Origin of the sequence: Bacillus sp. DTU_2020_1000418_1_SI_GHA_SEK_038, assembly GCF_032341175.1 — a bacterium.
Taxonomy (GTDB): Bacteria; Bacillota; Bacilli; order Bacillales; family Cytobacillaceae; genus Cytobacillus.
Genome location: NZ_CP135435.1, coordinates 46,998 through 70,834 on the forward strand (window position 1 = coordinate 46,998; position 23,837 = coordinate 70,834).

At 40.0% G+C, this 23,837-nt stretch carries 25 protein-coding genes; all 25 read left to right on the plus strand.

Going from position 1 to position 23,837, the window contains the following annotated elements:
- Nucleotides 1-36 precede the first annotated feature (36 nt).
- Nucleotides 37-804 (plus strand): TatD family hydrolase, encoded by a 768-nt coding sequence (locus tag RRV45_RS00230; RefSeq protein WP_315666805.1) that lies wholly within the window; start codon nt 37-39, stop codon nt 802-804.
- A gap of 262 nt (nt 805-1,066) precedes the next feature.
- Nucleotides 1,067-2,251 carry a ubiquitin-like domain-containing protein gene (locus RRV45_RS00235; RefSeq protein ID WP_315666806.1) on the plus strand — a complete coding sequence of 395 codons (1,185 nt, stop codon included), beginning with the start codon at nt 1,067-1,069 and terminating at the stop codon, nt 2,249-2,251.
- 209 nt (nt 2,252-2,460) lie between these two features.
- Nucleotides 2,461-3,021 carry a ribonuclease M5 gene (gene rnmV, locus RRV45_RS00240; RefSeq protein WP_315666807.1) on the plus strand — a complete coding sequence of 187 codons (561 nt, stop codon included), beginning with the start codon at nt 2,461-2,463 and terminating at the stop codon, nt 3,019-3,021.
- On the plus strand, nt 3,014-3,892 hold the full coding sequence (gene rsmA, locus RRV45_RS00245; protein WP_315666808.1) for a 16S rRNA (adenine(1518)-N(6)/adenine(1519)-N(6))-dimethyltransferase RsmA: 879 nt from the start codon (nt 3,014-3,016) through the stop codon (nt 3,890-3,892). The genes rnmV and rsmA overlap by 8 nt, the downstream gene beginning before the upstream one ends.
- Nucleotides 3,893-4,097: 205 nt before the next feature.
- Complete coding sequence (gene yabG / locus RRV45_RS00250) at nt 4,098-4,982, plus strand: sporulation peptidase YabG (protein ID WP_315666809.1); 885 nt, start codon at nt 4,098-4,100, stop codon at nt 4,980-4,982.
- Between the two features lie 232 nt (nt 4,983-5,214).
- A complete protein-coding gene (gene veg, locus RRV45_RS00255) occupies nt 5,215-5,478 on the plus strand; it encodes a biofilm formation stimulator Veg (protein ID WP_057776771.1) in 264 nt (87 codons plus the stop codon).
- 148 nt (nt 5,479-5,626) lie between these two features.
- Nucleotides 5,627-5,803 (plus strand): small, acid-soluble spore protein, alpha/beta type, encoded by a 177-nt coding sequence (locus RRV45_RS00260; protein ID WP_315668892.1) that lies wholly within the window; start codon nt 5,627-5,629, stop codon nt 5,801-5,803.
- 246 nt (nt 5,804-6,049) lie between these two features.
- Nucleotides 6,050-6,919 carry a 4-(cytidine 5'-diphospho)-2-C-methyl-D-erythritol kinase gene (gene ispE, locus RRV45_RS00265; RefSeq protein WP_315668893.1) on the plus strand — a complete coding sequence of 290 codons (870 nt, stop codon included), beginning with the start codon at nt 6,050-6,052 and terminating at the stop codon, nt 6,917-6,919.
- Between the two features lie 55 nt (nt 6,920-6,974).
- A complete protein-coding gene (gene purR, locus RRV45_RS00270; RefSeq protein WP_315668894.1) occupies nt 6,975-7,796 on the plus strand; it encodes a pur operon repressor in 822 nt (273 codons plus the stop codon).
- Between the two features lie 31 nt (nt 7,797-7,827).
- Entirely contained in the window at nt 7,828-8,202 is a 375-nt protein-coding gene (locus RRV45_RS00275; RefSeq protein WP_315666810.1) for a RidA family protein, read from the plus strand.
- Between the two features lie 259 nt (nt 8,203-8,461).
- Nucleotides 8,462-8,752 (plus strand): septation regulator SpoVG, encoded by a 291-nt coding sequence (gene spoVG / locus RRV45_RS00280; protein ID WP_053479353.1) that lies wholly within the window; start codon nt 8,462-8,464, stop codon nt 8,750-8,752.
- Between the two features lie 629 nt (nt 8,753-9,381).
- Nucleotides 9,382-10,755 carry a bifunctional UDP-N-acetylglucosamine diphosphorylase/glucosamine-1-phosphate N-acetyltransferase GlmU gene (gene glmU, locus RRV45_RS00285; RefSeq protein WP_315666811.1) on the plus strand — a complete coding sequence of 458 codons (1,374 nt, stop codon included), beginning with the start codon at nt 9,382-9,384 and terminating at the stop codon, nt 10,753-10,755.
- Nucleotides 10,756-10,773: 18 nt separating this feature from the next.
- Complete coding sequence (locus RRV45_RS00290) at nt 10,774-11,730, plus strand: ribose-phosphate diphosphokinase (RefSeq protein ID WP_315666812.1); 957 nt, start codon at nt 10,774-10,776, stop codon at nt 11,728-11,730.
- A gap of 123 nt (nt 11,731-11,853) precedes the next feature.
- Nucleotides 11,854-12,486 (plus strand): 50S ribosomal protein L25/general stress protein Ctc, encoded by a 633-nt coding sequence (locus RRV45_RS00295; protein ID WP_315666813.1) that lies wholly within the window; start codon nt 11,854-11,856, stop codon nt 12,484-12,486.
- 90 nt (nt 12,487-12,576) lie between these two features.
- Nucleotides 12,577-13,137: an aminoacyl-tRNA hydrolase gene (gene pth, locus RRV45_RS00300; protein ID WP_315666814.1), complete on the plus strand. Its 561-nt coding sequence runs from the start codon at nt 12,577-12,579 to the stop codon at nt 13,135-13,137.
- Between the two features lie 136 nt (nt 13,138-13,273).
- On the plus strand, nt 13,274-13,504 hold the full coding sequence (locus tag RRV45_RS00305) for an anti-sigma-F factor Fin family protein (protein ID WP_315666815.1): 231 nt from the start codon (nt 13,274-13,276) through the stop codon (nt 13,502-13,504).
- A gap of 151 nt (nt 13,505-13,655) precedes the next feature.
- Nucleotides 13,656-17,189 (plus strand): transcription-repair coupling factor, encoded by a 3,534-nt coding sequence (mfd, locus tag RRV45_RS00310; RefSeq protein ID WP_315666816.1) that lies wholly within the window; start codon nt 13,656-13,658, stop codon nt 17,187-17,189.
- A 431-nt stretch (nt 17,190-17,620) separates the two neighbouring features.
- The gene (gene spoVT / locus RRV45_RS00315) at nt 17,621-18,157 is read left to right on the plus strand and encodes a stage V sporulation protein T (RefSeq protein ID WP_315666817.1); all 537 of its coding nucleotides are present in this window, start codon (nt 17,621-17,623) and stop codon (nt 18,155-18,157) included.
- 133 nt (nt 18,158-18,290) lie between these two features.
- Complete coding sequence (locus RRV45_RS00320) at nt 18,291-19,898, plus strand: putative polysaccharide biosynthesis protein (protein WP_315666818.1); 1,608 nt, start codon at nt 18,291-18,293, stop codon at nt 19,896-19,898.
- 8 nt (nt 19,899-19,906) lie between these two features.
- Entirely contained in the window at nt 19,907-21,385 is a 1,479-nt protein-coding gene (gene mazG / locus RRV45_RS00325) for a bifunctional methyltransferase/pyrophosphohydrolase YabN (protein WP_315666819.1), read from the plus strand.
- Nucleotides 21,372-21,638, plus strand: a complete 267-nt coding sequence (locus RRV45_RS00330; RefSeq protein ID WP_315666820.1) for an RNA-binding S4 domain-containing protein — start codon at nt 21,372-21,374, stop codon at nt 21,636-21,638. Before mazG ends, RRV45_RS00330 begins: the two co-directional genes overlap by 14 nt.
- A gap of 275 nt (nt 21,639-21,913) precedes the next feature.
- Nucleotides 21,914-22,216 carry a sporulation protein YabP gene (gene yabP, locus RRV45_RS00335; RefSeq protein WP_066301926.1) on the plus strand — a complete coding sequence of 101 codons (303 nt, stop codon included), beginning with the start codon at nt 21,914-21,916 and terminating at the stop codon, nt 22,214-22,216.
- Nucleotides 22,213-22,845 (plus strand): spore cortex biosynthesis protein YabQ, encoded by a 633-nt coding sequence (gene yabQ, locus RRV45_RS00340; protein WP_315666821.1) that lies wholly within the window; start codon nt 22,213-22,215, stop codon nt 22,843-22,845. Before yabP ends, yabQ begins: the two co-directional genes overlap by 4 nt.
- 13 nt (nt 22,846-22,858) lie before the next feature.
- Nucleotides 22,859-23,266, plus strand: a complete 408-nt coding sequence (locus RRV45_RS00345; RefSeq protein ID WP_315666822.1) for an FtsB family cell division protein — start codon at nt 22,859-22,861, stop codon at nt 23,264-23,266.
- Nucleotides 23,267-23,348: 82 nt separating this feature from the next.
- Complete coding sequence (locus tag RRV45_RS00350) at nt 23,349-23,825, plus strand: S1 domain-containing RNA-binding protein (RefSeq protein ID WP_315666823.1); 477 nt, start codon at nt 23,349-23,351, stop codon at nt 23,823-23,825.
- Nucleotides 23,826-23,837: the final 12 nt, after the last annotated feature.

Here is a 23,837-nt window from a genome sequence, read left to right on the forward strand (position 1 = left end):
ACCAAAATATAATATATGTAAAAAGGAGAATATTTGATGTTTTTCGACACCCACGCACATTTGAATGCCGAACAATATAATGATGATCTAAGAGAGGTTATTGACAGAGCAGTGGAGGAAGGAGTTTCCCGCATTGTCGTTGTTGGCTTTGATCGTCCAACCATTGAAAAGGCGATGGAACTGACTGAACAATATGACTTTATATACGCAAGTGTGGGCTGGCACCCAGTTGACGCCATTGATATGACCGATGAGGATCTCCAATGGATTGAGGAGCTCTCTAGCCATCCGAAGGTAGTAGCACTTGGTGAAATGGGGCTCGATTATTATTGGGACAAGTCTTCAAAGGAAATTCAGAAGGAAGTATTTAGAAAACAAATTCAGCTGGCGAAAAAGGTAAAGCTGCCGATTATCATTCATAATCGGGATGCCACAGCTGATATTGTAGCTATTTTGAAGGAAGAGGGAGCAAGTGAAGTGGGCGGGATTATGCATTGCTTCAGCGGCAGCTCAGAAACAGCCAAGGAATGTGTGGAAATGAATTTCTATATTTCACTTGGCGGACCCGTTACCTTTAAAAATGCAAAAAAACCGAAGGAAGTTGCAGAAGTCATCCCAATGGAGAAGCTATTAATCGAGACAGACTGCCCGTATTTAGCGCCTCACCCTTATCGCGGCAAGCGGAACGAGCCTAGCTATGTAAAACTAGTGGCAGAACAAATTGCAGAAATTAAAAATGTCTCAGTAGAAGAAGTAGCTAGAATAACAACAGAGAATGCTAAAAAAATATTCGGCATAATTTGATAAGGAATTTTGTCGATATTCTAGGGTACTTGTCCTTTTTTTTCCTAGTTCTAAAAAGTTCTACATTTCCTTGTCCTAACATAGGATAACCATGTCGATAAGTCTCTCTTTCCTTTCTCTAAAAGATTTTGCATAATAGGAAATACGTTTAGGAGAGGGTGGTGCTAAAATAAGGAAAGTGAAAGAGAGTTGACAAAACTGTAAGATAGTCTATATAATCACTCCGAGAGAAAAGGAGGCGTTTTTCATCGTATTTCAAAACATGAAAAACCTGTTTTCCGAGTCTTTGAGTAAGAAGAGAATTGTCATTATTACTACTAGTTTCATAGTTTTTGCAGCTGCTTTAGGCTTCTTTATATTCGAATCAACAAAGAAAACGGTGGCAATGACATTAGACGGTCAGGAAAAGTTCATTAAAACACATGCGGGAACGATTCAAGAACTTTTTAATGATTTAGACATTTCTTTACGCAAAGAGGACTATGTGTCGTTATCCCTTGACACAAAGGTGAAAAACAATCTAGAGATTGTTTGGGAGCCGGCAAAACAGGTTCACATTGTGAAAGACAACGAGAAGAAAACGATTTGGACAGTGTCCAAAACAGTAGAAGAGCTTTTGAAAGAACAGGAGATTACGATAACTGATCATGATAAGGTTCAGCCAAATCTCGAAGAGCCAATTAAAAATAAACTTGAAATAGTTGTCAATAAAGCTTTTGCTTTAACATTGTCGGATGGCGGGAAAGAGCAACAGGTTTGGTCCACTTCGACTACGGTCGCTGACTTTTTATCACAGCAGGGGATTACGCTAAACGAACTAGATCGTATTGAACCCAAAGCGGATACGGTTGTCAAAAAAGATGACACTATCCAAATCATTAGAGTAGAAAAAGTCACCGATGTTGTGGAAGAACCAATTAAATTTGCTGTTGTAACGAAGAAGGACAGCAGCCTGGCTAAAGGTTCCCAGAAAGTCATCAATCAAGGCAAAGAAGGCCTTTTAACGAAGGAATACGAAGTTGTTCTAGAAAATGGCAAAGAAGTTTCACGGAAATTATTAAGCGAGAAAACCGTTAAGGAAAAGCAGGATAAAATGGTTGCTGTCGGAACGAAGCCGTTGGCTGTTAATATGGTTGCATCCCGTGGCGAAACAGGCGGGAAGGAAATCCATGTGTCCTCAACCGCATATACGGCATATTGTAACGGTTGTTCAGGAAAAACCGCGACAGGCATTAATCTGCGTGCTAATCCAGATGTGAAGGTGATTGCAGTAGATCCTAGAGTCATCCCTTTAGGTACGAAAGTTTATGTAGAGGGCTACGGGTATGCAATCGCTGCGGATACCGGCTCTGCTATTAAAGGAAACAAAATCGATGTGTTTTTTGCTACAAAGGCAGAAGCCTATCGCTGGGGACGCAAAAAAGTAAAAATTAGAATCCTTAATTAATTTTATTAAAGTGCAGGGGACCCCTAAAATCCTCTGCATTTTTTCTTTTTTTCTTTCTTGTACTTTTCATATATAATTAAAATCATTATTTAATCCATCATATATACAGACGAATAACATTACAGAAATGTTTCAAATTTTTATCAAATATTTTATTTTTATTTTAAATGTCTCTAATGAAATGCCAGAGCTGGTCAATAGGAGGATTTATGAAAATAAAGGAAATCATCGTGGTCGAAGGAAAGGATGATACGACTGCGATTAAAAACGCACTGGATGCGGATACAATTGAAACAAATGGTTCTGCCATCAATCAAGAAACATTAGAAAAAATAAAGCTTGCTCAAAAGACAAGAGGGGTTATTGTTTTTACTGATCCAGATTATCCAGGGAAAAAAATCCGCAATACAATCAAAGAACATGTCCCTGGGTGCAAGCATGCTTTTATCGATAAAAAGGATGCGATACATAAATACGGCAAAGGTGTTGGTGTCGAACACGCTTCACCTGAGATGATACGGCAGGCTCTTCGCGAGGCGCACCTCATGCATGAAGAGGTAGAGGAGATCATCACTCAAGAGGACTTACTTGCTGCGGGTCTAATCGGCGGCTCTGGGGCAAGAGAAAGAAGAGAGAAGCTAGGAAGGCTTTTAAAAATTGGGTTTACAAATGGAAAGCAGCTACATAAAAGTTTAATGATGTTTCAAATTAGCAAAGAAGAGTTTGCGGCTGCTATCCAAGTGATCCGCCAGGAGGATGAACATGCATAAAGATATAGCAACCCCAGTAAGAACCCGTGCCATACTTGAAAAATACGGATTCTCTTTTAAAAAGAGCTTAGGACAAAACTTTTTAATTGATACGAATATTCTAAGAAGAATTGTCGATCACGCCGAGTTAACGGAAGAATCAGCAGCGATTGAAATTGGCCCTGGGATCGGCGCTTTAACAGAGCAGCTTGCGAAAAGAAGCAAAAAGGTAGTGGCTTTTGAAATTGATCAGCGGCTATTGCCAATATTACAAGACACCCTTTCCCCTTATCCGAATACAAAGATCATTCATGAGGATGTATTGAAAGCGGATGTAAAAGGGATGATTGAAACAGAATTAGAAGGAATTCACGATATTATGGTCGTTGCCAATCTTCCCTATTACGTGACAACCCCGATTATCATGAAACTGCTTGAGGACAAGCTGCCAATCAGGGGAATTGTTTGTATGCTTCAAAAAGAGGTGGCAGATCGAATTTCTGCTAAGCCGGGGACAAAAGATTACGGTTCTCTTTCCATCGCTATTCAATACTATACAGAGGCTGAGACGGTGATGATTGTTCCGAAAACCGTATTTATCCCTCAGCCGAATGTGGATTCAGCAGTTATTCGTTTAACGAAACGGAAGGAACCGGCTGTTTCCGTTCAGAATGAGGAATTCTTTTTTCAAATTATTAGGGCCAGCTTTGCGCAAAGGCGGAAAACATTATTAAATAACTTAACAAGTTATTTGCCAGATGGGAAACAAAAGAAGGAAGATATTCTTGCTGCTTTAGAGCAAGCAGAAATCGAGCCTACCCGAAGAGGGGAAACCTTATCCATTGAGGAGTTTGCCCGGTTGAGTGATAAATTGGCTTCAATATTTACTTAAGCTCACCATGTGTGGGCTTTTTTTTATGGAATGAAGAGCTTAAATGAATGGTTAAAACTTTATTTATAGATAAAAAAAGCACATGTTTTTAGACGTATGCATAATTTATGAGAGAACCAGACTATATTCTTTAGAAGGCCCTCCTGTAAATGGCAGCTTTTCGATGCCATGTGAGGCTTGATGGGGCTAATTGGAGTGACTTTAGTTGAGCATAAACATCATGGATATTGTCGGGAGGGTTTCATACCAATGTGATATTCTGTTTCGGGTCATCGATTTTCGGGAACAGAATGGGAAAAAGTTTGCCATCCTATACGGGGAAGACATTCGGCTAATTGCAGACGCGCCTATTGAGGATTTAATTACGATTAGTCCTTCGACAAGGGCAAAGATTGCACAGGAGTATCATTCCATGGAAGAACAGTCTCTGCAGTTGTTCCGTCAGGATATCGAACTGATTAAGCAAAAACAAGAGTATGAAGCCACGGACGGCTACAGCAAATCATTGAGCTATTTTCAAATGCCTGGAAGAGTCCTCCACCTAGATGGGGATCCAGCTTATTTAGAAAAATGCCTAAATTTATATGAAAAAATAGGTGTCCCAGTGACTGGCATTCATTGCAATGAAAAGGAAATGCCGCTGAAGATTGGGCAGCTAATAGACTACTATAGACCAGATATTCTTGTGATCACCGGACATGATGCCTATTCAAAGGCAAAAGGGAAGAAAACAGATATTAACGCCTATCGCCATTCTAAACAATTTGCACAAACGGTTAGAGAAGCAAGAAAGAAGGTCCCTCATTTAGATCAGCTAGTCATTTTTGCAGGTGCATGCCAATCACATTTTGAATCCATCATCCACGCAGGAGCTAATTTTGCCAGTTCCCCTTATAGAGTGAATATTCATGCACTAGATCCGGTGTATATTGTGGCAAAAATTAGTTTTACTCCTTTTATGGAGCGAATAAATGTATGGGATGTGTTGCGCAATACATTAACTGGGGAAAAGGGATTGGGCGGAATCGAAACAAAGGGAGTTCTGAGAACGGGCATGCCATTTAATATTGAACACAACAATGAATCCTAAATATAAACCGTTCTTACTCGGGGCGGTTTATTTTTTTGACCAAATAGTCATATTTCTTTAAATGTAGCGTACATATTCTAAGATGAATAAGGATAAGCTAAAAATGTTGAAAAATAGAAGAAATTGTGGACGAAAATATATTGACAATCTTTTTTAAAGACTGTTATAATTTATATTTTTATTTGACTCCACTGTGTCAGTGTGATATACTTAACATAGTGAGGTGGAACGAATGGCAAAAACATTATTGGATATCAAAAAAGCTCTTGATTCAAACCTTGGGAAAAGATTATTACTCAAGGCTAACGGTGGAAGAAGGAAGACGATTGAGCGTTCAGGTGTTTTAGCAGAAACGTACCCTTCTGTATTTGTGATTGAGCTGGATCAGGATGAAAATGCGTTTGAACGTGTATCCTACAGCTACGCAGATGTTCTTACAGAAACTGTTCAAATTACATTCTACGAAGATACAACAGGACGAGTTGCTTTAAATTAATATAAATTTTTTTTGTGTGTAGGCGGCGAACTTATGTTTGCTGCCGTTTTTTTTTTACATCCACCAATATCCCAAATATTTAACTCTTATGATTAAACATAGTAAGCCTCATACTATAGGTACCGCAGTGTGAAAGGAGATGTTAATCATAGGCAGGCGAAAAGGGATTATGACAGAGGGCTTTAAAGAGGAGCTTGCGAAGGAACTTGGCTTTTATGATGTTGTGCAAAAAGAAGGCTGGGGCGGTATCACAGCGAAGGATGCTGGAAATATGGTTAAACGTGCAGTTGAAATTGCACAACAAGGCCTAAATAATAATCGGTAACCTTTTGAAGATAACGTAAACTGCATATTTAACAGATAGTGATTAATAACGAAATGGACTCACTGCGGTGGGGCTGACCTAAAGCACAGGTGCCAGTCACCTAATAGGACAGCCCCTATTTCTTTAGAAATTTTGACAAAAAGTATAACTTTTATAAAGAAAGTCTAATCAGTACGTCTTACTTTTGTTGTTTTGTGGTAAAATAGGACAAAAAATGGAGACGTTTTGTCAAAGTAGGTGAAGATGTTGAAGATTTTAGTAAAGGCACCGGCTAAAATTAATTTATCCTTGGATGTTTTACATAAACGTGAGGACGGCTATCATGAAGTTGAGATGATTATGACAACTATTGATCTCGCTGATCGCCTTGAATTAACTTTATTAGAGCAAGAGGTAATCAAGATTATCTCCCATAATCGTTTTGTACCGGATGATCAGAGAAATTTGGCTTACCAGGCGGCACTTCTTTTAAAAGAGCGGTTTCAGGTGAAAAAGGGAGTCGCTATTACAATTGAAAAAGCCATCCCGGTCGCTGCAGGGCTTGCTGGAGGGAGCAGTGATGCCGCTGCTGTATTAAGAGGGCTGAATAAGCTATGGGGTCTTGGATTAAGTTTAGATGAACTCGCTATAATTGGAGCGGAAATTGGCTCGGATGTTTCATTTTGTGTTTACGGAGGGACAGCCTTAGCAACTGGAAGAGGGGAAATTATTAAAGAACTCCCTGCGGCACCGACTTGCTGGGTTATACTAGCTAAACCCTTTATCGGCGTGTCTACTGCAGATGTGTATCGGCGACTTCAATTAAGTGGAGTGAATCATCCGAAAACAAAGGAAATGATCCAGGCAATAGAAGCCGGGAGTTATGAACAGGTTTGCGGCCTTGTTGGGAATGTGCTGGAGGACGTTACCTTCAGGCTGCATCCTGAGGTGGCACAAATTAAAGAGCAAATAAAAAGATTTGGTGCCGATGCTGTTTTGATGAGCGGTAGTGGGCCGACTGTATTTGGACTTGTTCGCCATGACTCTAGAATGCAGCGGATCTATAACGGGTTAAGAGGATTTTGCGATCAGGTTTTTGCCGTTAGAATGCTTGGAGAACGACATAAGCTTGATTGAATCCGGATGATGGTGATATATTAACATTATAATATTCGGATTTGGGGGTCCTATGATGAAGTTTCGTCGGAGTGAGCGCTTAATTGATATGACGAATTATTTATTAGAACATCCAAGACAATTGGTTTCTTTAACTTATTTCTCAGAAAGATACAAATCAGCTAAATCCTCCATCAGTGAAGATTTAGCAATCATTAAGGATACATTTGAACAACGGGGAATTGGAACGTTACAGACGGTTCCGGGTGCTGCAGGCGGAGTGAAATTTCAAGTAAAAGTAACGGAAGAGGAAGCAAAATCAACTATTTCCGAGCTTTGTGAAATTATGGCCAGTCCTGATCGATTATTGCCGGGTGGGTATTTATATATGACGGACATAATAGGAAACCCATCTATTGTGAATCGGGTCGGACGGTTATTTGCGTCTGCTTTCGGGGAAACGCAAATTGATGTAGTAATGACGGTAGCTACGAAGGGGATATCTTTAGCTTATGCAACTGCGAATTATTTAAATGTCCCTGTTGTCATCGTTCGAAAAGATAGTAAAGTGACAGAAGGCTCTACAGTCAGCATTAACTATGTATCTGGTTCAACAAAAAGATTATCAACGATGATGCTATCGAAGCGAAGCCTGGCAGAAGGCTCAAGAGTCCTTATTGTCGATGACTTTCTAAGGGGTGGCGGCACTGTAAATGGAATGGTCAGTATGCTTGAGGAATTTAAAGCCCATGTTGCAGGCATAGCTGTTCTAGTAGAAGCAGAAAAGGCTGAGGAACGTCTAGTGGATGAATATTTATCTCTTCTGCGGTTATCAGATATTGATGAAAGAGAAAAGAAGATCAATGTGAATGAAGGTAATTATTTTAAAAATAAATGATTATCAAATTATGTTTAAGGGGGATACATAAATGAAATTTGTTCAAACTTCAAAAGCACCAGCAGCAATAGGTCCGTATTCACAAGGCATCATTGTAAATAACTTATTTTACAGCTCAGGTCAAATTCCGCTAACTGCTGAGGGTGTTTTGGTAGAAGGAGACGTAATCGTTCAGACTCATCAAGTGTTCAAAAATCTGCAAGCTGTACTTGAAGAGGCTGGCGCGTCTTTAGAAACAGTTGTAAAGGCAACCGTATTTATTAAAAATATGGACGACTTTGGTGCGATCAACGAAGTGTATGGGGAATATTTCCACACTCATAAGCCTGCACGCTCTTGTGTAGAAGTGGCTCGTTTGCCTAAGGATGTTTTAATAGAAATCGAAGTAGTAGCTCTTGTAAAATAGCAGTCAATATAAAAAACCAAGCTCGTTGCAATCGCGGGCTTGGTTTTTTTAGTTAAATAGAAAGATGATCCGGGTTAATTTTACAATTTATTGTATATTTTTTGGTAGTTTAGTCATAATGGATATGGGATAATAAATAGAACTTAATCATTTGGAATAAAAGATTCTAAAAATTTTTTCGATTCAAGCAGGAAAAACAGAGGATATGTGGAATTAAATAAAATAAGATTTGTATCTTCTTGAAAAGGTGGTGAACAGAATGGAAGTAACTGACGTAAGATTGCGCCGCGTTAATACAGATGGCCGTATGAGGGCGATTGCCTCTATTACTTTAGATCATGAATTTGTTGTTCACGATATTCGAGTAATTGATGGCAATAATGGATTGTTTGTTGCAATGCCTAGCAAACGTACTCCGGATGGGGAGTTTAGGGATATTGCTCATCCTATTAACTCAGGAACACGGGGGAAAATCCAAGAGGCTGTATTATCAGAATACCACCGTTTAGGTGAATTAGAAGTTGAATTTGAGGAAGCAGGAGCTTCCTAATAATAAGCAACTAGAGCCTACTACTAAGTAAGGCTCTTTTTTATGTACCTGATTATGAATACGATACCCCCTTAATTCCCCGTTTATTACCAACTCAAACCTCTCACTTTTTATAAAAAAGCTCTGCAATTCTGCCCTTTATCAATTTCCTTCCTTCATATGGGAATAATTCAACATTTTTCGTGTAAAAAATATGTAGTTTTTTGTCACTCCTTGAAATAAGACCGTATATAGGATATATTTTTAAGGGATAAAAAGGTTATGTGATCGAATAATGCGGAACTGCGATGATGAAATGAACATCTAATGTATTCGTAAATAAATGAGTGAACCAATATAATGAAAAAAGAGTATTGGTGCTTCACGCTGTCTTAATTTATTCGTAAGCTGTAATAAACAGCTTTTCTATTGTCTAGCTCCAGCGCCTACCCCGATGTACAGGACGTACTAGTGTCGACAGAGCGACAGGACGTCGCGTTATTGTCGACCTCGAGGTCACAAGCCAATCCTCCCAGAAAGGTAAATACACTTTTCCGTGAGGCTCGTCTTGTGCTTGTCGGGGGTGACCACGGCGCTTGCGCTTTTCAAGAAGTGAGCGACATTATTTCACTTGAAATGGAGGCCTGTCTGTGTATAATCGTTATGCGGTCATCTTAGCCGCGGGCCAAGGGACGAGAATGAAGTCTAAGCTTTATAAAGTCCTGCATCCTGTGTGTGGAAAGCCGATGGTTCAACACGTGGTTGATCAAGTTTCAAAGCTTAACATAGAGGAAATTGTCACAATCATTGGACATGGGGCAGAATTGGTACAGGCACAGCTCGGTGACGACATTAAGTATGCATTGCAAAAGGAGCAGCTGGGTACGGCCCATGCTGTCATGCAAGCGAAAGAAATGCTCCATGGGAAAGAAGGCGTTACCATTGTCGTTTGTGGAGATACTCCGCTAATCACCCATGAGACAATGGAGGCCCTTTATAAACATCACGAGGATAAAGGTGCTAAGGCAACGGTACTGACTGCTTGGACCGACAATCCTGCTGGCTATGGACGCATCGTCCGAAATGAAAGCGGACATGTCGAGAAAATAGTCGAGCATAAGGACGCAACAGAAGAAGAACGAAAAATTCAAGAAATTAATACGGGTACTTATTGCTTTGATAATCAAGCTTTATTTCAAGCGTTAAGTCGGGTAAGCAATGATAATGTCCAGGGAGAATATTATTTACCGGACGTTATTGAGATTCTGAAAAATGAAGGAGCTCCTATTGCTGCTTTCCAAACAGCAGAATTTGAGGAGACTCTTGGTGTGAATGACAGGGTTGCTCTTTCTGAAGCAGAACGATTAATGAGAAAGAGAATAAATGAGTTCCATATGCGAAATGGTGTGTCAATCATCGACCCATCCAATACGTATATCGGTTCCGATATATCGATAGGAATGGATACGATTATACACCCCGGCACGATTCTTACTGGAAAAACAACGATTGGATCTAATTGTGTCATTGGTCCTCACAGCGAAATTTCAGATTGTACAGTTGGCGATCATACTATAATTCGTCAATCTGCAGCTTTTGACAGTCAAATTGGTTCCGGTGTCCAAATTGGGCCATTTGCTCATATACGTCCGAAATCTGACATTCATGGGCATGTGAAAATTGGAAACTTTGTTGAAGTGAAAAAAGCTGTTTTCGGTGAGGGAAGCAAGGCATCTCATCTAAGCTATATAGGGGATGCTGAAGTCGGCCGCGATGTAAATATTGGCTGCGGCACAATTACAGTCAACTACGATGGGAAAAATAAATTCCTAACGAAGATAGAAGATGGAGTTTTCGTAGGCTGCAATTCCAATCTCGTGGCACCAGTAACCATTGGGGAAAATGCCTATGTGGCAGCGGGCTCAACGATAACAGAGGATGTTCCTGGAGGGGCTTTATCCATCGCAAGGGCGCGTCAAGTAAATAAAGAGAATTATGTAGAAAAACTAAATGGCAAGAAATAATTCAGGTGGAGGCTTAACATGTCTAATCAATATTTAGATCCAAATTTAAAGGTTTTTAGTCTTAATTCCAATCGCGAATTGGCAACAGAAATTGCTAATGTGATCGGTGTTGAGCTTGGAAAATGTTCAGTACAGCGCTTCAGTGATGGAGAAATTACGATTAATATCGAAGAAAGTATTCGAGGCTGCGATGTTTATGTGATTCAATCGACAAGCTCTCCGGTTAATGAACATTTAATGGAGCTTCTTATCATGATTGATGCATTAAAGCGTGCATCTGCAAAAACAATTAACATTGTAATGCCTTATTATGGATATGCACGTCAAGATCGTAAAGCTAGAGCCCGTGAACCAATCACAGCGAAGCTTGTCGCAAACTTACTTGAAACAGCAGGGGCAACACGTGTGATTACACTTGACTTGCATGCTCCGCAAATTCAAGGTTTCTTCGACATTCCAATTGATCATTTAATGGGTGTTCCGATTCTTTCTGAGTACTTTAAAAATAAAGCAATGAATAACGATGTTGTTATCGTATCACCAGACCATGGCGGTGTAACGAGAGCAAGAAAGCTTGCTGAACGATTAAAAGCTCCGATTGCGATTATTGATAAGCGCCGTCCGAAGCCGAATGTAGCGGAAATTATGAATATTGTTGGACATATTGATGGAAAAGTAGCTATCTTAATTGATGATATCATTGATACTGCTGGAACAATCACATTAGCTGCAAATGCACTAGTTGAACATGGTGCGTCTGAAGTGTATGCATGCTGTACACATCCAGTATTATCAGGTCCGGCTATTGAGAGAATCCAAAACTCCTCCATTAAAGAGTTAGTTGTGACAAATTCAATCGCCCTTCCAGAAGAAAAGAAAACGGAAAAAATTGTTCAGCTTTCAGTTGCGCCTCTTATTGGGGAAGCAATCATCCGTGTTCATGAGGAGCAATCTGTAAGCACACTATTTGATTGATCATTACCCAGTAATTTGATAGATGAAACATACAAAATGATCTTAAAGGTTTAGACTTCCTCATTTTAGGGTACTTTTTATAGAGAGCCTTTTTATAAAAAATGTGGAAGGGGATCATTTATCATGACAGCAGTACTTCAAGCAAAGGAAAGAAAAGAATTTCGCGGATCTGTGTTAACACGTATACGGCAGGAAGGAAATATTCCTGCGGTCATTTACGGGGCAAAAATAGATAGTAAACCAATCTATTTTAGTGAAGCGGATTTTACAAAAATCATTCGAAGAGTAGGCAGGAACGGTGTCATTTCATTAGATTTGGACGGTCAGAAGCATAATGTAGTATTGAGTGACTACCAGGCAAACCCAATCAAAAATGAGATTATCCACGTTGATCTTCTTGCAGTGGACATGTCACAGGAAATAACGGCGAATGTCCGTGTAGCTCTAATTGGGGATGCAGCAGGGGTAAAGGATGGCGGGGTGCTCCAGCAGTCTATGCATGAGGTTTCCGTCACCGCTACACCAGAACAAATTCCGCCATCTGTTGACATTGATGTAACAAACCTGCAAGTTAATGAAACCATTACGGTTGCCGATATAAAAGCGAACCTTGGATATGAGGTAAACCATACTGAGGATGAAGTAATTGCTTCTATTCTCCCTCCACGCCAGGAAAAAGAAATTAATAGTGGTGAAAAGCAGCATGAGGGAACGCCTGAGAATGAAGAAGGCAGAGAAACAGAAGCAAGTGAATAATCAAAAGCAAAAATAAACATGTAATTTCAAAAGCAAGGGTCTGGCTCAACTTACATAAGTCAGTCCCTTCTTTTTTAAGAGGTGAGAGATATGAAGCTGATTGTAGGGCTAGGGAACCCTGGAAGGCAATATGAGAAAACAAGGCATAATATTGGCTTTGAGGTCATTGATGCACTTTCAGAGAAGTTAAATATCCCTCTTGACCAGGCGAAGTTCCAGGGAGTTTATGGAGTGGGTCATGTAAATGGAGAAAAGGTATTTTTATTAAAGCCCCTTACATATATGAACCTTTCAGGTGAATCAATTGTTCCGTTAATGGATTATTTCGAAATTGATAATGATGAGCTTGTTGTCATTTATGACGATTTAGATCTTCCTGTTGGGAGGATTCGATTAAGGCAAAAGGGCAGTGCAGGAGGGCATAATGGAATTAAGTCCACCATTGCACATCTAGGCACACAAGAGTTTAACAGAATAAGAGTTGGAATTGACAGGCCGCCGAGCGGGATGAAAGTGCCTGACTATGTGTTAGGGCGATTTTCAAAAGAAGAGCAGGAGCAAATGACAGAGGTCATAAAAAGGTGTTCTGATGCCTGTGAGGAATGGATCTCTAAGCCGTTTTTACAAATCATGAATGAATTTAATCAATAATTCCTCATATATCTCTACTTTTTTCATAAGATAGTATATCATTCTTATTAGGCTGTATAAGCTATTGCCGAATGAATAAGTTCCTTTAGAAACGCTCATACTAATGATACACGAGTGTATAATAGGAGGAACAGGCATGGCTATACATTATCATTGCCGTCATTGTGGGGTGGAGATTGGTACCATTGAAGATACCGACATCCACACAGAGCAATTAGGCTTTCATTTATTAAATCATGAGGAACGTCAAGAGATGATAGCGTACGATATGGCGGGCAATCTTCAGGTAAAGGCCATTTGCGAAGATTGTCATGAATTACTGCAGCGAAATCCGGAATACCATCAGCATGATTTTCTAATTCAATAACAGGCTTTGGACATCCATCCAAAGCATTTTTCTATTTAATTTAGAAAAGCGGAGAGCGCCTTCTTATCGGCTTATGACCTCGAGCCAAGGGCGCTCAGAGCTAGACAAATCGTACAAAGGGGTTATTCCTCTTAAGAAAGGGAGGGTAGTCATGAAAGGGCTTAAGAATATGATTAGTGGGCAAGATGATCTGCAATCCGTCTTGTCTGGAATTAAGGAAGGGCTTAAAGAGCAGTTAATATCAGGTTTATCCGGTTCTGCGAGAACTTTATTTCTATCATCTGTCTACGAGCAAACACGAAGGCCGATATTAATCATCACACATAATCTACTGCAAGCACAAAAACTGTATGACGATATTGTTCATCTAGTAAAAGAATCAGAAGTGTTTTTATATCCGGCTAATGAATTAATTGCCGCCGAAATTAGTATTGCCAGTCCAGAATTAAAGGCACAACGAATTGAAGTGTTAAATTATTGGAGTAAAAGTAAAAATGGTCTATTAATTGCACCAATGGCAGCCTTAAGAAAAATTCTCCCGCCAGCCTCTCTCTGGAGAGAATGTCAACTTACCCTAAAGGTAGGGGATGAGCTTCAGGAGGAGCAGTTTTTAACATTCGTCCAAATGGGCTATTCGCGTGTGAGCATGGTTTCATCTCCCGGTGAGTTTAGTGTAAGAGGCGGAATTATTGATATTTATCCATTAACAGAATCCGATCCAATTCGAATTGAATTATTTGATACAGAAGTAGATTCTATTCGATCGTTTTCATTGGAAGATCAACGTTCCAAGGAGAAATTATCTGAAGTAACAATCGGACCCGCAACTGAATATCCATTAACAGATGAGCATTTTCAAAAAATGATTGAAAAGATTGATGCAGGGTTAGGCAAAAGCCTAAAGAAGTTAAAGGATGAAAAGGTAAAAACATTGCTTACACAGAACATTGGACATGAACTCGAGCAATTGAGAACGGGGAGCAAGCCTAATCAGCTATTTAAGTATCTCTCCTTTGCATATGAAAAAGAAAATAGTTTAGTAGACTATCTTCCGGAAAATGCGCTGATTTTCGTTGATGAAATTAGTAGAGTTCAGGAAATGAATGATTCTCTGGAAAAGGAAGAGGCCGAGTGGTATACAAGTCTATTAAGTGAGGGGCAAATGATTCATGATGTGAAAATATCCCATAATTTACGGGGGTTTTTACAGCAAAAGAAACAGCCGCTCATTTATTTGTCATTGTTTCTAAGACATATCCCAAATACAAATCCGCAAAATATTATTAATATTTCGTGTAAGCAAATGCAAAACTTCCACGGTCAAATGAACGTTCTTAAAGCGGAAATTGAACGCTGGAGAAAAGGAAATTATACCGTCATCTTTTTAGGCTCTGATGAAGAAAGAGTGAAGAAGCTTCAAAGGGTATTGGAAGACTATGAAATTGAAGCATTATCTCTAGGAATTGATCAGCCTCTTCTATTAGGAAAGGTTCAAATCATGGCAGGAGGTCTGTTAACCGGCTTTGAGCTGCCAAGTCAAAGATTTGCGGTTATTACAGAAGAAGAGCTTTTTAATAAAAGAACGAAAAAACAGCCCCGCCGACAAAAGCTGTCCAATGCGGAACGGATTAAAAGCTATTCCGAGTTAAAAGTTGGCGATCATGTCGTTCATGTAAATCATGGAATAGGGAAATATTTAGGAATTGAAACACTTGAAATCAATGGGGTTCATAAGGATTATCTCCATATTCGATACCAAGGTACGGATAAGCTCTATGTTCCAGTTGAGCAAATTGACCTTGTTCAAAAATATGTAGGCTCCGAAGCAAAGGAACCAAAATTATATAAGCTTGGCGGAAGCGATTGGAAAAGGGTTAAGAAGAAGGTTGAATCCTCTGTACAGGATATTGCGGATGACTTAATCAAGCTTTATGCGGAGCGAGAAGCATCGAAAGGACATGCTTTTAGCCCGGATGGGGAGATGCAGCGGGAATTTGAATCAGCATTTGCTTATCAAGAAACAGAGGATCAGCTCCGTTCCATTCACGAAATTAAAAGAGATATGGAAAGAGAGCGCCCGATGGATCGATTATTATGCGGAGATGTGGGCTATGGGAAAACAGAAGTGGCGATTCGTGCTGCCTTCAAAGCAATAGCCGATGGAAAACAAGTAGCTTTCCTTGTTCCGACAACCATTCTTGCACAGCAGCATTACGAAACAATGCGAGAACGCTTTCAGGAGTATCCGATTGAGGTCGGACTGCTAAGCCGTTTTAAATCTAGGAAACAGCAAACAGAAACAATCAAAGGTTTAAAGGCGGGGACCATTGATGTGGTAGTAGGAACCCATCGGATCCTTTCCAAGGATATTTCATATCGCGACTTAGGGCTGCTCATTGTCGATGAAGAACAGAGATTTGGGGTTACACATAAAGAAAAAATAAAACAGATGAAAACAAATGTGGATGTTCTTACATTAACGGCCACCCCGATTCCAAGGACTCTTCATATGTCGATGCTCGGCGTGCGTGATTTATCAGTCATTGAAACTCCGCCGGAAAATCGCTTTCCGATTCAGACCTATGTGATGGAGTATAATGGAGGAATTGTTCGAGAAGCGATTGAAAGAGAGCTTGCTCGCGATGGGCAAGTTTATTTCCTTTATAACCGAGTAGAGGATATAGAAAGGAAAGCAGAGGAAATTTCAATGCTTGTGCCAGATGCAAGGGTGACCTATGCCCATGGAAAAATGACCGAAAATGAGCTCGAATCAGTTATGCTAGGTTTCCTTTCTGGCGAATATGATGTTCTTGTGAGCACGACAATCATTGAGACTGGGGTAGACATCCCCAATGTCAACACGCTCATTGTTCACGATGCCGATAAAATGGGGTTATCACAGCTTTATCAGCTTAGAGGCAGGGTTGGCCGTTCTAATCGGGTTGCCTACGCGTATTTTACCTATAGAAAAGATAAAGTATTAACCGAGGTAGCAGAGAAGCGGCTTCAGGCCATTAAAGAATTTACTGAGCTTGGCTCTGGATTCAAAATTGCCATGCGTGACCTGTCCATTAGGGGTGCGGGAAATTTACTAGGTGCTGAACAGCACGGCTTCATTGATTCAGTCGGATTTGATTTATACTCGCAGATGCTGAAGGACGCGATCGAAAATAGGAAAGGCAATTTAGAACTTGAGAATAAGCAACGGCTGGAAATTGATGTTGAATTAGATGCTTATATTCCTGATTCCTATATTTCAGATGGCCATCAAAAGATTGAAATGTATAAGCGCTTTAGAGGTGCCTCAAGTATAGAGGATATCGAGGAGCTTCATGATGAAATGCTTGACCGCTTTGGTGAATATCCTGAAGAGGTTGGATATTTATTCCAAGTGGCACAAATGAAGGTTCTAGGGGAACTTGCCGGGATTGAAACGATCAAACAGACCAAAAATGAAATACTTATTCTGCAGTCGGAGAAGGCAAGCGAAAGAATAGACGGTCCAAAAATATTCGAAATCACTAGTAAATTTGGCCGTACAGTAGGGCTTGGGATGGATGGCAAAAAACTCAAAGCAGTACTCCATATAAAAGGAATCAAACCAAATGAATGGTTAAAAATAGCCTTTGAAGTTGTACAAGGGATGAAGGATTCCGTTAAAGAACAGCAAAGTCAGGCATTATAAAATCTAATAATCCTAAAATCATTAGCAGCAGAACAATAGTCCTAAAAGCTTTCAAAAATGTTTACTCTTGAAAAACGAAGGGTATTTCTTAAGGGAACCTGAAATTTTTTCCAAATTCCAAAACGATCACAGATGATTTTTCCGAGTTTAAAATGAAATGATAAACTCAAGAAAAAAATGATTGAATGTGTATAGAACTTTCCATATGAAAGATACTAAGTTCAAACATGGCGATGTATTCAATTTCTCCCAATTTTGAATCATGGCCAGATAAGAAAAGCTGAAAATTGCGCGCTTTCAGTATCGGGCCAACCAAATCTTTAGCATTATACTGAGTACAATGCACTAGAGGCAAGACAACTGTCTGACTTTGGAAAACCCTTTTTCTTATTTCATAACAAAATCATCAGATGAAAGTGAGGCAACATTGGATGAAAGCAACTGGTATTGTTCGTCGAATCGATGATTTAGGGCGTGTGGTAATTCCTAAGGAAATTCGCAGAACGCTGCGTATTCGTGAAGGAGATCCATTAGAAATTTTCGTTGACCGAGATGGAGAGGTCATTTTGAAGAAGTACTCACCGATCAGTGAGCTAAGCGATTTTGCAAAAGAGTATGCTGAGGCACTGTTTGACAGCTTAGGAAACCCTGTTTTAATCTGTGACAGAGATACATACATCGCTGTTGCAGGCGGTTCCAAAAAGGAATATTTAAACAAAAACATCAGTGAATTAGTTGAAAAGTCGATGGAGGACCGCAGTTCAGTCCTTATAACCCAATCAGGTGACTTTTCATTGGTGGATGGTCATACTGAAGCCATTTCTTCTTACACAATTGGGCCTATCATTGCAAATGGGGATCCAATTGGTGCTGTAATCATCTACGCAAAAGAAGATACGTTAGGAGAAGTTGAACAAAAGGCTGTAGAAACAGCTGCGGGATTTTTGGCAAGACAAATGGAATCATAAGGGTGAACTTCTATCAGTGGGCCTCCATATTGGGGGGCCCACTGATGGTTTTTCGGAAGAGACTCATGGGGACAATTAAGCAAGCAGCCATGTTATAATACTTTCAAATGTAAGATTTGGAAGGAGAGGGATAATGAGGCCCGAGAAAAAAGCTAAAGAATTATTTAAAGGGGCTTTCATTTTAACTTTTGCCGCATTAATCGTAAAAATATTAAGCGCCGTCTACCGTGTACCGTTTCAAAATATGGTTGGAGATGTTGGTTTTTATATTTATCAACAGGTTTATCCGTTTTATGGAGTTGCTCTTGTTTTATCTACATATGGTTTTCCGGTCGTGATTTCTAAGCTTTACACTGAGCTTTCAAGCCGGAAGGATAAGAATGGAGTACAGCACTTATTTATCACATCCGCCTTAATATTATTTATTATAGGATTTTTTTGTTTTGCGTTTCTTTTCTGGGGGGCAGACTGGTTAGCGGCTCAAATGAAGGATCCCAAGCTTGCTATCTTATTAAAAGTCATTTCAGTCACATTTTTAATTTTCCCTGTTGTTTCTTTACTGAGAGGCTTTTACCAAGGGAAAGGAAATATGGTCCCAACAGCCGTATCCCAAGTAGTTGAGCAGTTCATAAGGGTGCTCACGATCTTCTTAGCCGCTTTTTTGCTGACAAGTAAGGGATATAGCTTATATGTTGTAGGGGGAGGAGCAGCGTTTGGCTCTGTAACTGGCGGTATCACAGCTGTTATTGTTCTCATAACATTTTATTGGGCAGGGAGACGAAAATCCCGTCTTTCTTTAGCAAAATTTAATATACAAAAAATCATACACATCGCTAGAGCTCTTTTGGTACAGGGATTTGCCGTATGCGTAAGCAGTATGCTCCTTGTGTTTTTGCAAATGGCAGATTCTTTAAATCTATATTCTATGCTTATCTCTTCAGGCATAGATGCTCATGAAGCGAAAGAACTTAAGGGAATTTATGATCGGGGTCAGCCGCTCATTCAAGTAGGGATGGTCGTAGCCACTTCCATGTCATTATCATTAGTTCCGATTATTGCAAGTGAGAAATTAAATTCAAATTTTGCATTTATGCATGATAAAATTCGGCTGGCGCTTAAAATCGCCTTATTTGTAGGTGTCGCAGCAACGGTTGGCCTATGGAATATTATTCGTCCAACAAATATTATGCTGTTTGAAAACAGCGAGGGTTCAGATGTTCTAGGGGTTTTGAGCATTATTATATTATTAAGTTCGATCATTATTACTGTTACAGCTATTTTACAAGGACTTGGCATTATTCTTTTTCCGGCCTTTGTTATCCTCGGCAGCCTCGCGGTGAAATATGTATTGAACGCGATTCTTGTCCCCCCATTCGGGACAATGGGAGCAGCGGGAGCCTCGTGTTTGACTTTAAGTTTAATTATGGTCATCTTGCTTGTTAAGCTCCGCAGTCAATTGCGGACGCCGATTTTGAATAAACGATTTATCCTGATCGTTGGAATAGCTGCATTTTCTATGTTTATTGTCTTGCGGGTTTATTTATATATAACGGGTTATGCAGCCGGCTTCAATGAGGAGCGATTGTTTGCTTGTTTTCAGGCATTAAGTGCTGTAGCTGTCGGCGGATTTAGTTATCTATGGATTGTATTAAAAGGGAATACCTTTAAAGAAAAAGAGCTTTCGATGCTGCCTTTTGGAAGCAAGCTGCTTTTCTTTCTTCCTAAAAGGAATAGGAGATGAAATAAACAATGTCAAAAATCACGATTTTTGGGTTAGGTGCAGGGGATTTAGAGCAGCTCCCTTTAGGAGTCTACCGTGCCCTGAAAAGCGCTTCCCCCCTTTACTTGCGGACGAAAGAACATCCTGTCGTCATGGAATTGGAGAAGGAAGGGCTTGAATTCACTTCATTTGACCCTATATATGAAAAACACGAGCAATTTCAAGAAGTTTATGAAGAAATTAGTTCAATCCTGCTGGATGCAGCTTTACGCGGGGATGTTACATATGCAGTGCCCGGCCATCCGCTTGTTGCGGAACGCACTGTTCAGCTTTTGCTGGAGAGAGCAGAAGATCATGGAATAACGGTAGAAATCGGCGGGGGGCAAAGCTTTCTTGATGCTTTGTTTCAGTCACTAAAAATTGATCCAATCGAGGGATTTCAGCTTCTTGATGGAACGAGCCTGAAGAAAGCTGAGCTAGAAGTGAAGCATCACATGATCATCGGACAGGTATATGATCAATTTGTAGCTTCTGAAGTAAAGCTCACACTAATGGAAATTTTGCCTTATGATTATGATGTTTTTATTGTGATGGCCGCAGGAAGTAAGGAAGAGCAGCTTCGTAAGGTTCCTTTATACGAATTGGATCGGGATATAGAGATGAATAATCTAACTTCCATTTATGTTCCCCCTGTTAAGGAAGAGACTATTTTGTATAAAAGCTTTTCCAAGCTGCGGGAGATTATTGCAGAGCTTCGTGGACCGAATGGCTGTCCGTGGGATAAAAAACAAACACATGAATCGTTAAAGAAATATTTAATTGAAGAATCGTACGAGCTTATTGAAGCAATCAATGAAGACGATATCGATCATATGGTGGAGGAACTTGGAGATGTCCTTCTGCAAGTCATGCTTCATGCGCAAATTGGGGAGGATGAGGGATTCTTCTCTATTGAAGATGTTGTGGAGGGGATATCTGAAAAAATGGTCCGCCGCCACCCGCATGTATTCGGGGATATCACCGCTGAGACGGAAGAGGATGTATTAAGAAATTGGCAGGATATTAAGCAGGAAGAAAAGGGCCAATCAGAGGAAAAATCAATCCTTGGCGGAATAAGTAAATCCCTGCCGAATTTAATGGCTGCTGCCGAAATTCAAAAAAAGGCCGCAAAGGTTGGATTTGACTGGGAGGAAGTCGGGCCTGCTTGGGAGAAAGTTAAAGAAGAGCTTCGTGAATTTGAATTAGAGGTTGAAAAGGGCAGTAAAGATATTGTAAAAGAGTTCGGCGACATTCTATTTGCCATCGTGAATATTGCACGTTTTTACCAAATTGATGCTGAAGAAGCGCTATTTTTAACAAATCAGAAGTTCAAACGCCGCTTCGCCTACGTAGAAAAGAAGGTAAAGGAAAGCGGTAAGGATTTTGCTGATTTTGGGTTAGTGCAATTAGACGAATTCTGGGAAGAAGCAAAAAGGTTGGAGAGGAGTCCAGATAATGAGATTAGATAAATTCTTGAAAGTATCCCGTTTAATAAAAAGAAGAACGCTGGCAAAAGAGGTTTCCGATCAAGGGAGAATTCTTGTGAATGGCCTGCAGGCAAAGGCTAGCACTGTTGTTAAGGTTGGGGATGAGTTAGTTATTAGATTCGGGCAAAGAGTAGTCACTGTCAAAATTGACCGTATTCAAGAAACAACGAAAAAAGAAGAAGCTGCTGAAATGTATTCGATAGTAAAAGAAGAAAAGGTCGGAGCCGAGGAATAGGCGCTCTCTGCTTTTCTATTTGTCTAGCTCCAGCGCCTAGGGGCTCGAGGTCATAAGCCAAGTTGACATGAAGGTACAAACCAACCTTCCTGCCAACTCGTCTTATGCTTGAGGCCCGCAGGATGCGGGTCATGCAAACGTTGCCACAGGACGTGGCGTTTTTAGTCTGCGTTCCTCATAAGCGGGCGCTCTCTGCTTTTCTATGTTCTATTTCTTGTCCTGCTCTCATAACATGTACAAAAAGCTTGTACTTTGTGATTGTGAGGGGATGTAAGATGAGCCAATATTATGAGCAAAATTCAACAAAGTCGAATGTTCAGGACCATGATGTTATTATGCGTGGAAGAAGGCTTTTGGATATTACAGGGGTTAAGCAGGTAGAGAGCTTTGATAATGAGGAATTCTTATTAGATACTGTAATGGGCTTTCTGGCGATTAAAGGGCAGAACCTGCAGATGAAAAACCTTGATGTCGATAAAGGGGTCGTCTCCATAAAAGGGAAAATATTTGATCTCGTTTATTTAGATGATCAGCATGGAGATAAGGCTAAAGGCTTCTTTAGCAAGTTATTCCGATGACATTATCGACCCAATTTATCACCATGCTAGCGATGATTGGCATGGGTAGTTTCTTTGGTGCAGCTCTTGATACATACAACCGCTTTCTAAAACGCAGTAATCGCAAAAGCTGGATCGTTTTTATCAATGATATCCTCTTTTGGGTTGTACAAGGGCTGGCTATTTTTTATATTTTATTTATCGTTAACCGCGGTGAACTGAGATTTTATATTTTTATTGCCCTTTTATGCGGCTTTGCCGCCTATCAAAGCTTATTTAAAGGATTATATCTGCGTCTGCTGGAGATTGTCATCTCATTAATTGTCGCTATTTATCGCTTTGTATTAAAATTGTTTCATTATATGATCTATAAACCAATAAGAGGACTCATCCTTGCTGTTATTTATTTTCTATTAATGATAAAGAAGGGACTTTTTGCTCTTTTAAAATTAATATTCAAGATTATTATAGTCATATGTAAGGTCATTCTTCTCCCTTTCAAGTGGCTTTTGTTGTTATTGTGGAAAGTTTTGCCGAAAGGTCTTAAAAAATCAGTCGAGAAGATTTATAATAGAATGGCAGGAGTTTCAAAAAAGATAAAGAATAACATAACTAAGTGGATAACAATCTTGAAAAAATATAAAAAGTAAGGAGGGATGCGAAATGGGTGCCATCAAGAATAGGAATGTAGCCAAAATTCATACAAGCTATGTTAAGCAGCAGGAGGCCGAAGAAATTCAATCGGGAAGGAAAAGACGGCTCTTATATAGAAGATTAGCAGTCTTCTTCATAGGTGCCATCGTTCTATCCTTTTCCATGATTTCCACACTCGTTTCGCAATCCTCATCGATCGAGGCAAAGACAGCCGAGAAACAGAAGCTGGAACAGGAATTGGCTTTATTAGAGAAGAAGGAAGTGTCCCTCGAAGAGGAAATTGTCAAGCTGAATGATGATGAGTACATAGCCAAGCTTGCTAGAAAGGATTACTTCCTGTCGGAAAACAACGAGGTCATCTTTAATTTGCCTGAAAAAAAGGAAAAAAAGGAAAAAAAGGATGAAACATCTAATTAGACCTTGTATTGAACTCTTTTCTTAAGTTCGGTATAATATGTAGTAAGTATTTTTATATCTTTCAAGGAGGCAATTTCTTTTTATGTCAATCGAAGTGGGCAGCAAGTTACAAGGAAAGGTAACAGGAATTACAAATTTCGGAGCGTTTGTGGAGTTACCGGAAGGCTCAACAGGTCTGGTGCACATTAGCGAGGTCGCTGACAATTATGTGAAGGACATTAATGATCACCTTAAAGTTGGCGACCAGGTCGAAGTAAAAGTTATTAATGTCGAAAAGGATGGGAAGATTGGTCTTTCCATTAAAAAGGCAAAGGATCGACCTGAAAGACCAGAAAGACCGGATCGACCGGATCGACCTGATAGAGGCGAAAGAAGAGAGTCTAGAGGACATTCACATTCCCAACGTCCACGTCAAGGCAGAGCAAACGATAATCGTCCATCAAGAGAAAATTTCGAATCTAAAATGGCTCGTTTCTTAAAGGATAGTGAAGATCGTCTGTCATCATTAAAACGTAATACTGAATCGAAGCGTGGGGGAAGAGGCGCTAGACGAGGTTAACTTGCTGCTTAT

What these genes read in the sequence shown, in the direction of transcription:
- spoVG (WP_053479353.1), top strand. Translation starts at nt 8,462, where the DNA reads ATGGAAGTAACTGACGTAAGATTGCGCCGCGTTAATACAGATGGCCGT.
- RRV45_RS00305 (WP_315666815.1), top strand. Translation starts at nt 13,274, where the DNA reads ATGGCTATACATTATCATTGCCGTCATTGTGGGGTGGAGATTGGTACC.
- mazG (WP_315666819.1), top strand. Translation starts at nt 19,907, where the DNA reads ATGTCAAAAATCACGATTTTTGGGTTAGGTGCAGGGGATTTAGAGCAG.
- RRV45_RS00345 (WP_315666822.1), top strand. Translation starts at nt 22,859, where the DNA reads ATGGGTGCCATCAAGAATAGGAATGTAGCCAAAATTCATACAAGCTAT.
- purR (WP_315668894.1), top strand. Translation starts at nt 6,975, where the DNA reads ATGAAGTTTCGTCGGAGTGAGCGCTTAATTGATATGACGAATTATTTA.
- mfd (WP_315666816.1), top strand. Translation starts at nt 13,656, where the DNA reads ATGAAAGGGCTTAAGAATATGATTAGTGGGCAAGATGATCTGCAATCC.
- RRV45_RS00330 (WP_315666820.1), top strand. Translation starts at nt 21,372, where the DNA reads ATGAGATTAGATAAATTCTTGAAAGTATCCCGTTTAATAAAAAGAAGA.
- yabQ (WP_315666821.1), top strand. Translation starts at nt 22,213, where the DNA reads ATGACATTATCGACCCAATTTATCACCATGCTAGCGATGATTGGCATG.
- yabP (WP_066301926.1), top strand. Translation starts at nt 21,914, where the DNA reads ATGAGCCAATATTATGAGCAAAATTCAACAAAGTCGAATGTTCAGGAC.
- RRV45_RS00320 (WP_315666818.1), top strand. Translation starts at nt 18,291, where the DNA reads ATGAGGCCCGAGAAAAAAGCTAAAGAATTATTTAAAGGGGCTTTCATT.
- spoVT (WP_315666817.1), top strand. Translation starts at nt 17,621, where the DNA reads ATGAAAGCAACTGGTATTGTTCGTCGAATCGATGATTTAGGGCGTGTG.
- RRV45_RS00350 (WP_315666823.1), top strand. Translation starts at nt 23,349, where the DNA reads ATGTCAATCGAAGTGGGCAGCAAGTTACAAGGAAAGGTAACAGGAATT.
- pth (WP_315666814.1), top strand. Translation starts at nt 12,577, where the DNA reads ATGAAGCTGATTGTAGGGCTAGGGAACCCTGGAAGGCAATATGAGAAA.
- RRV45_RS00290 (WP_315666812.1), top strand. Translation starts at nt 10,774, where the DNA reads ATGTCTAATCAATATTTAGATCCAAATTTAAAGGTTTTTAGTCTTAAT.
- RRV45_RS00230 (WP_315666805.1), top strand. Translation starts at nt 37, where the DNA reads ATGTTTTTCGACACCCACGCACATTTGAATGCCGAACAATATAATGAT.
- RRV45_RS00235 (WP_315666806.1), top strand. Translation starts at nt 1,067, where the DNA reads ATGAAAAACCTGTTTTCCGAGTCTTTGAGTAAGAAGAGAATTGTCATT.
- RRV45_RS00275 (WP_315666810.1), top strand. Translation starts at nt 7,828, where the DNA reads ATGAAATTTGTTCAAACTTCAAAAGCACCAGCAGCAATAGGTCCGTAT.
- RRV45_RS00295 (WP_315666813.1), top strand. Translation starts at nt 11,854, where the DNA reads ATGACAGCAGTACTTCAAGCAAAGGAAAGAAAAGAATTTCGCGGATCT.
- rnmV (WP_315666807.1), top strand. Translation starts at nt 2,461, where the DNA reads ATGAAAATAAAGGAAATCATCGTGGTCGAAGGAAAGGATGATACGACT.
- veg (WP_057776771.1), top strand. Translation starts at nt 5,215, where the DNA reads ATGGCAAAAACATTATTGGATATCAAAAAAGCTCTTGATTCAAACCTT.
- rsmA (WP_315666808.1), top strand. Translation starts at nt 3,014, where the DNA reads ATGCATAAAGATATAGCAACCCCAGTAAGAACCCGTGCCATACTTGAA.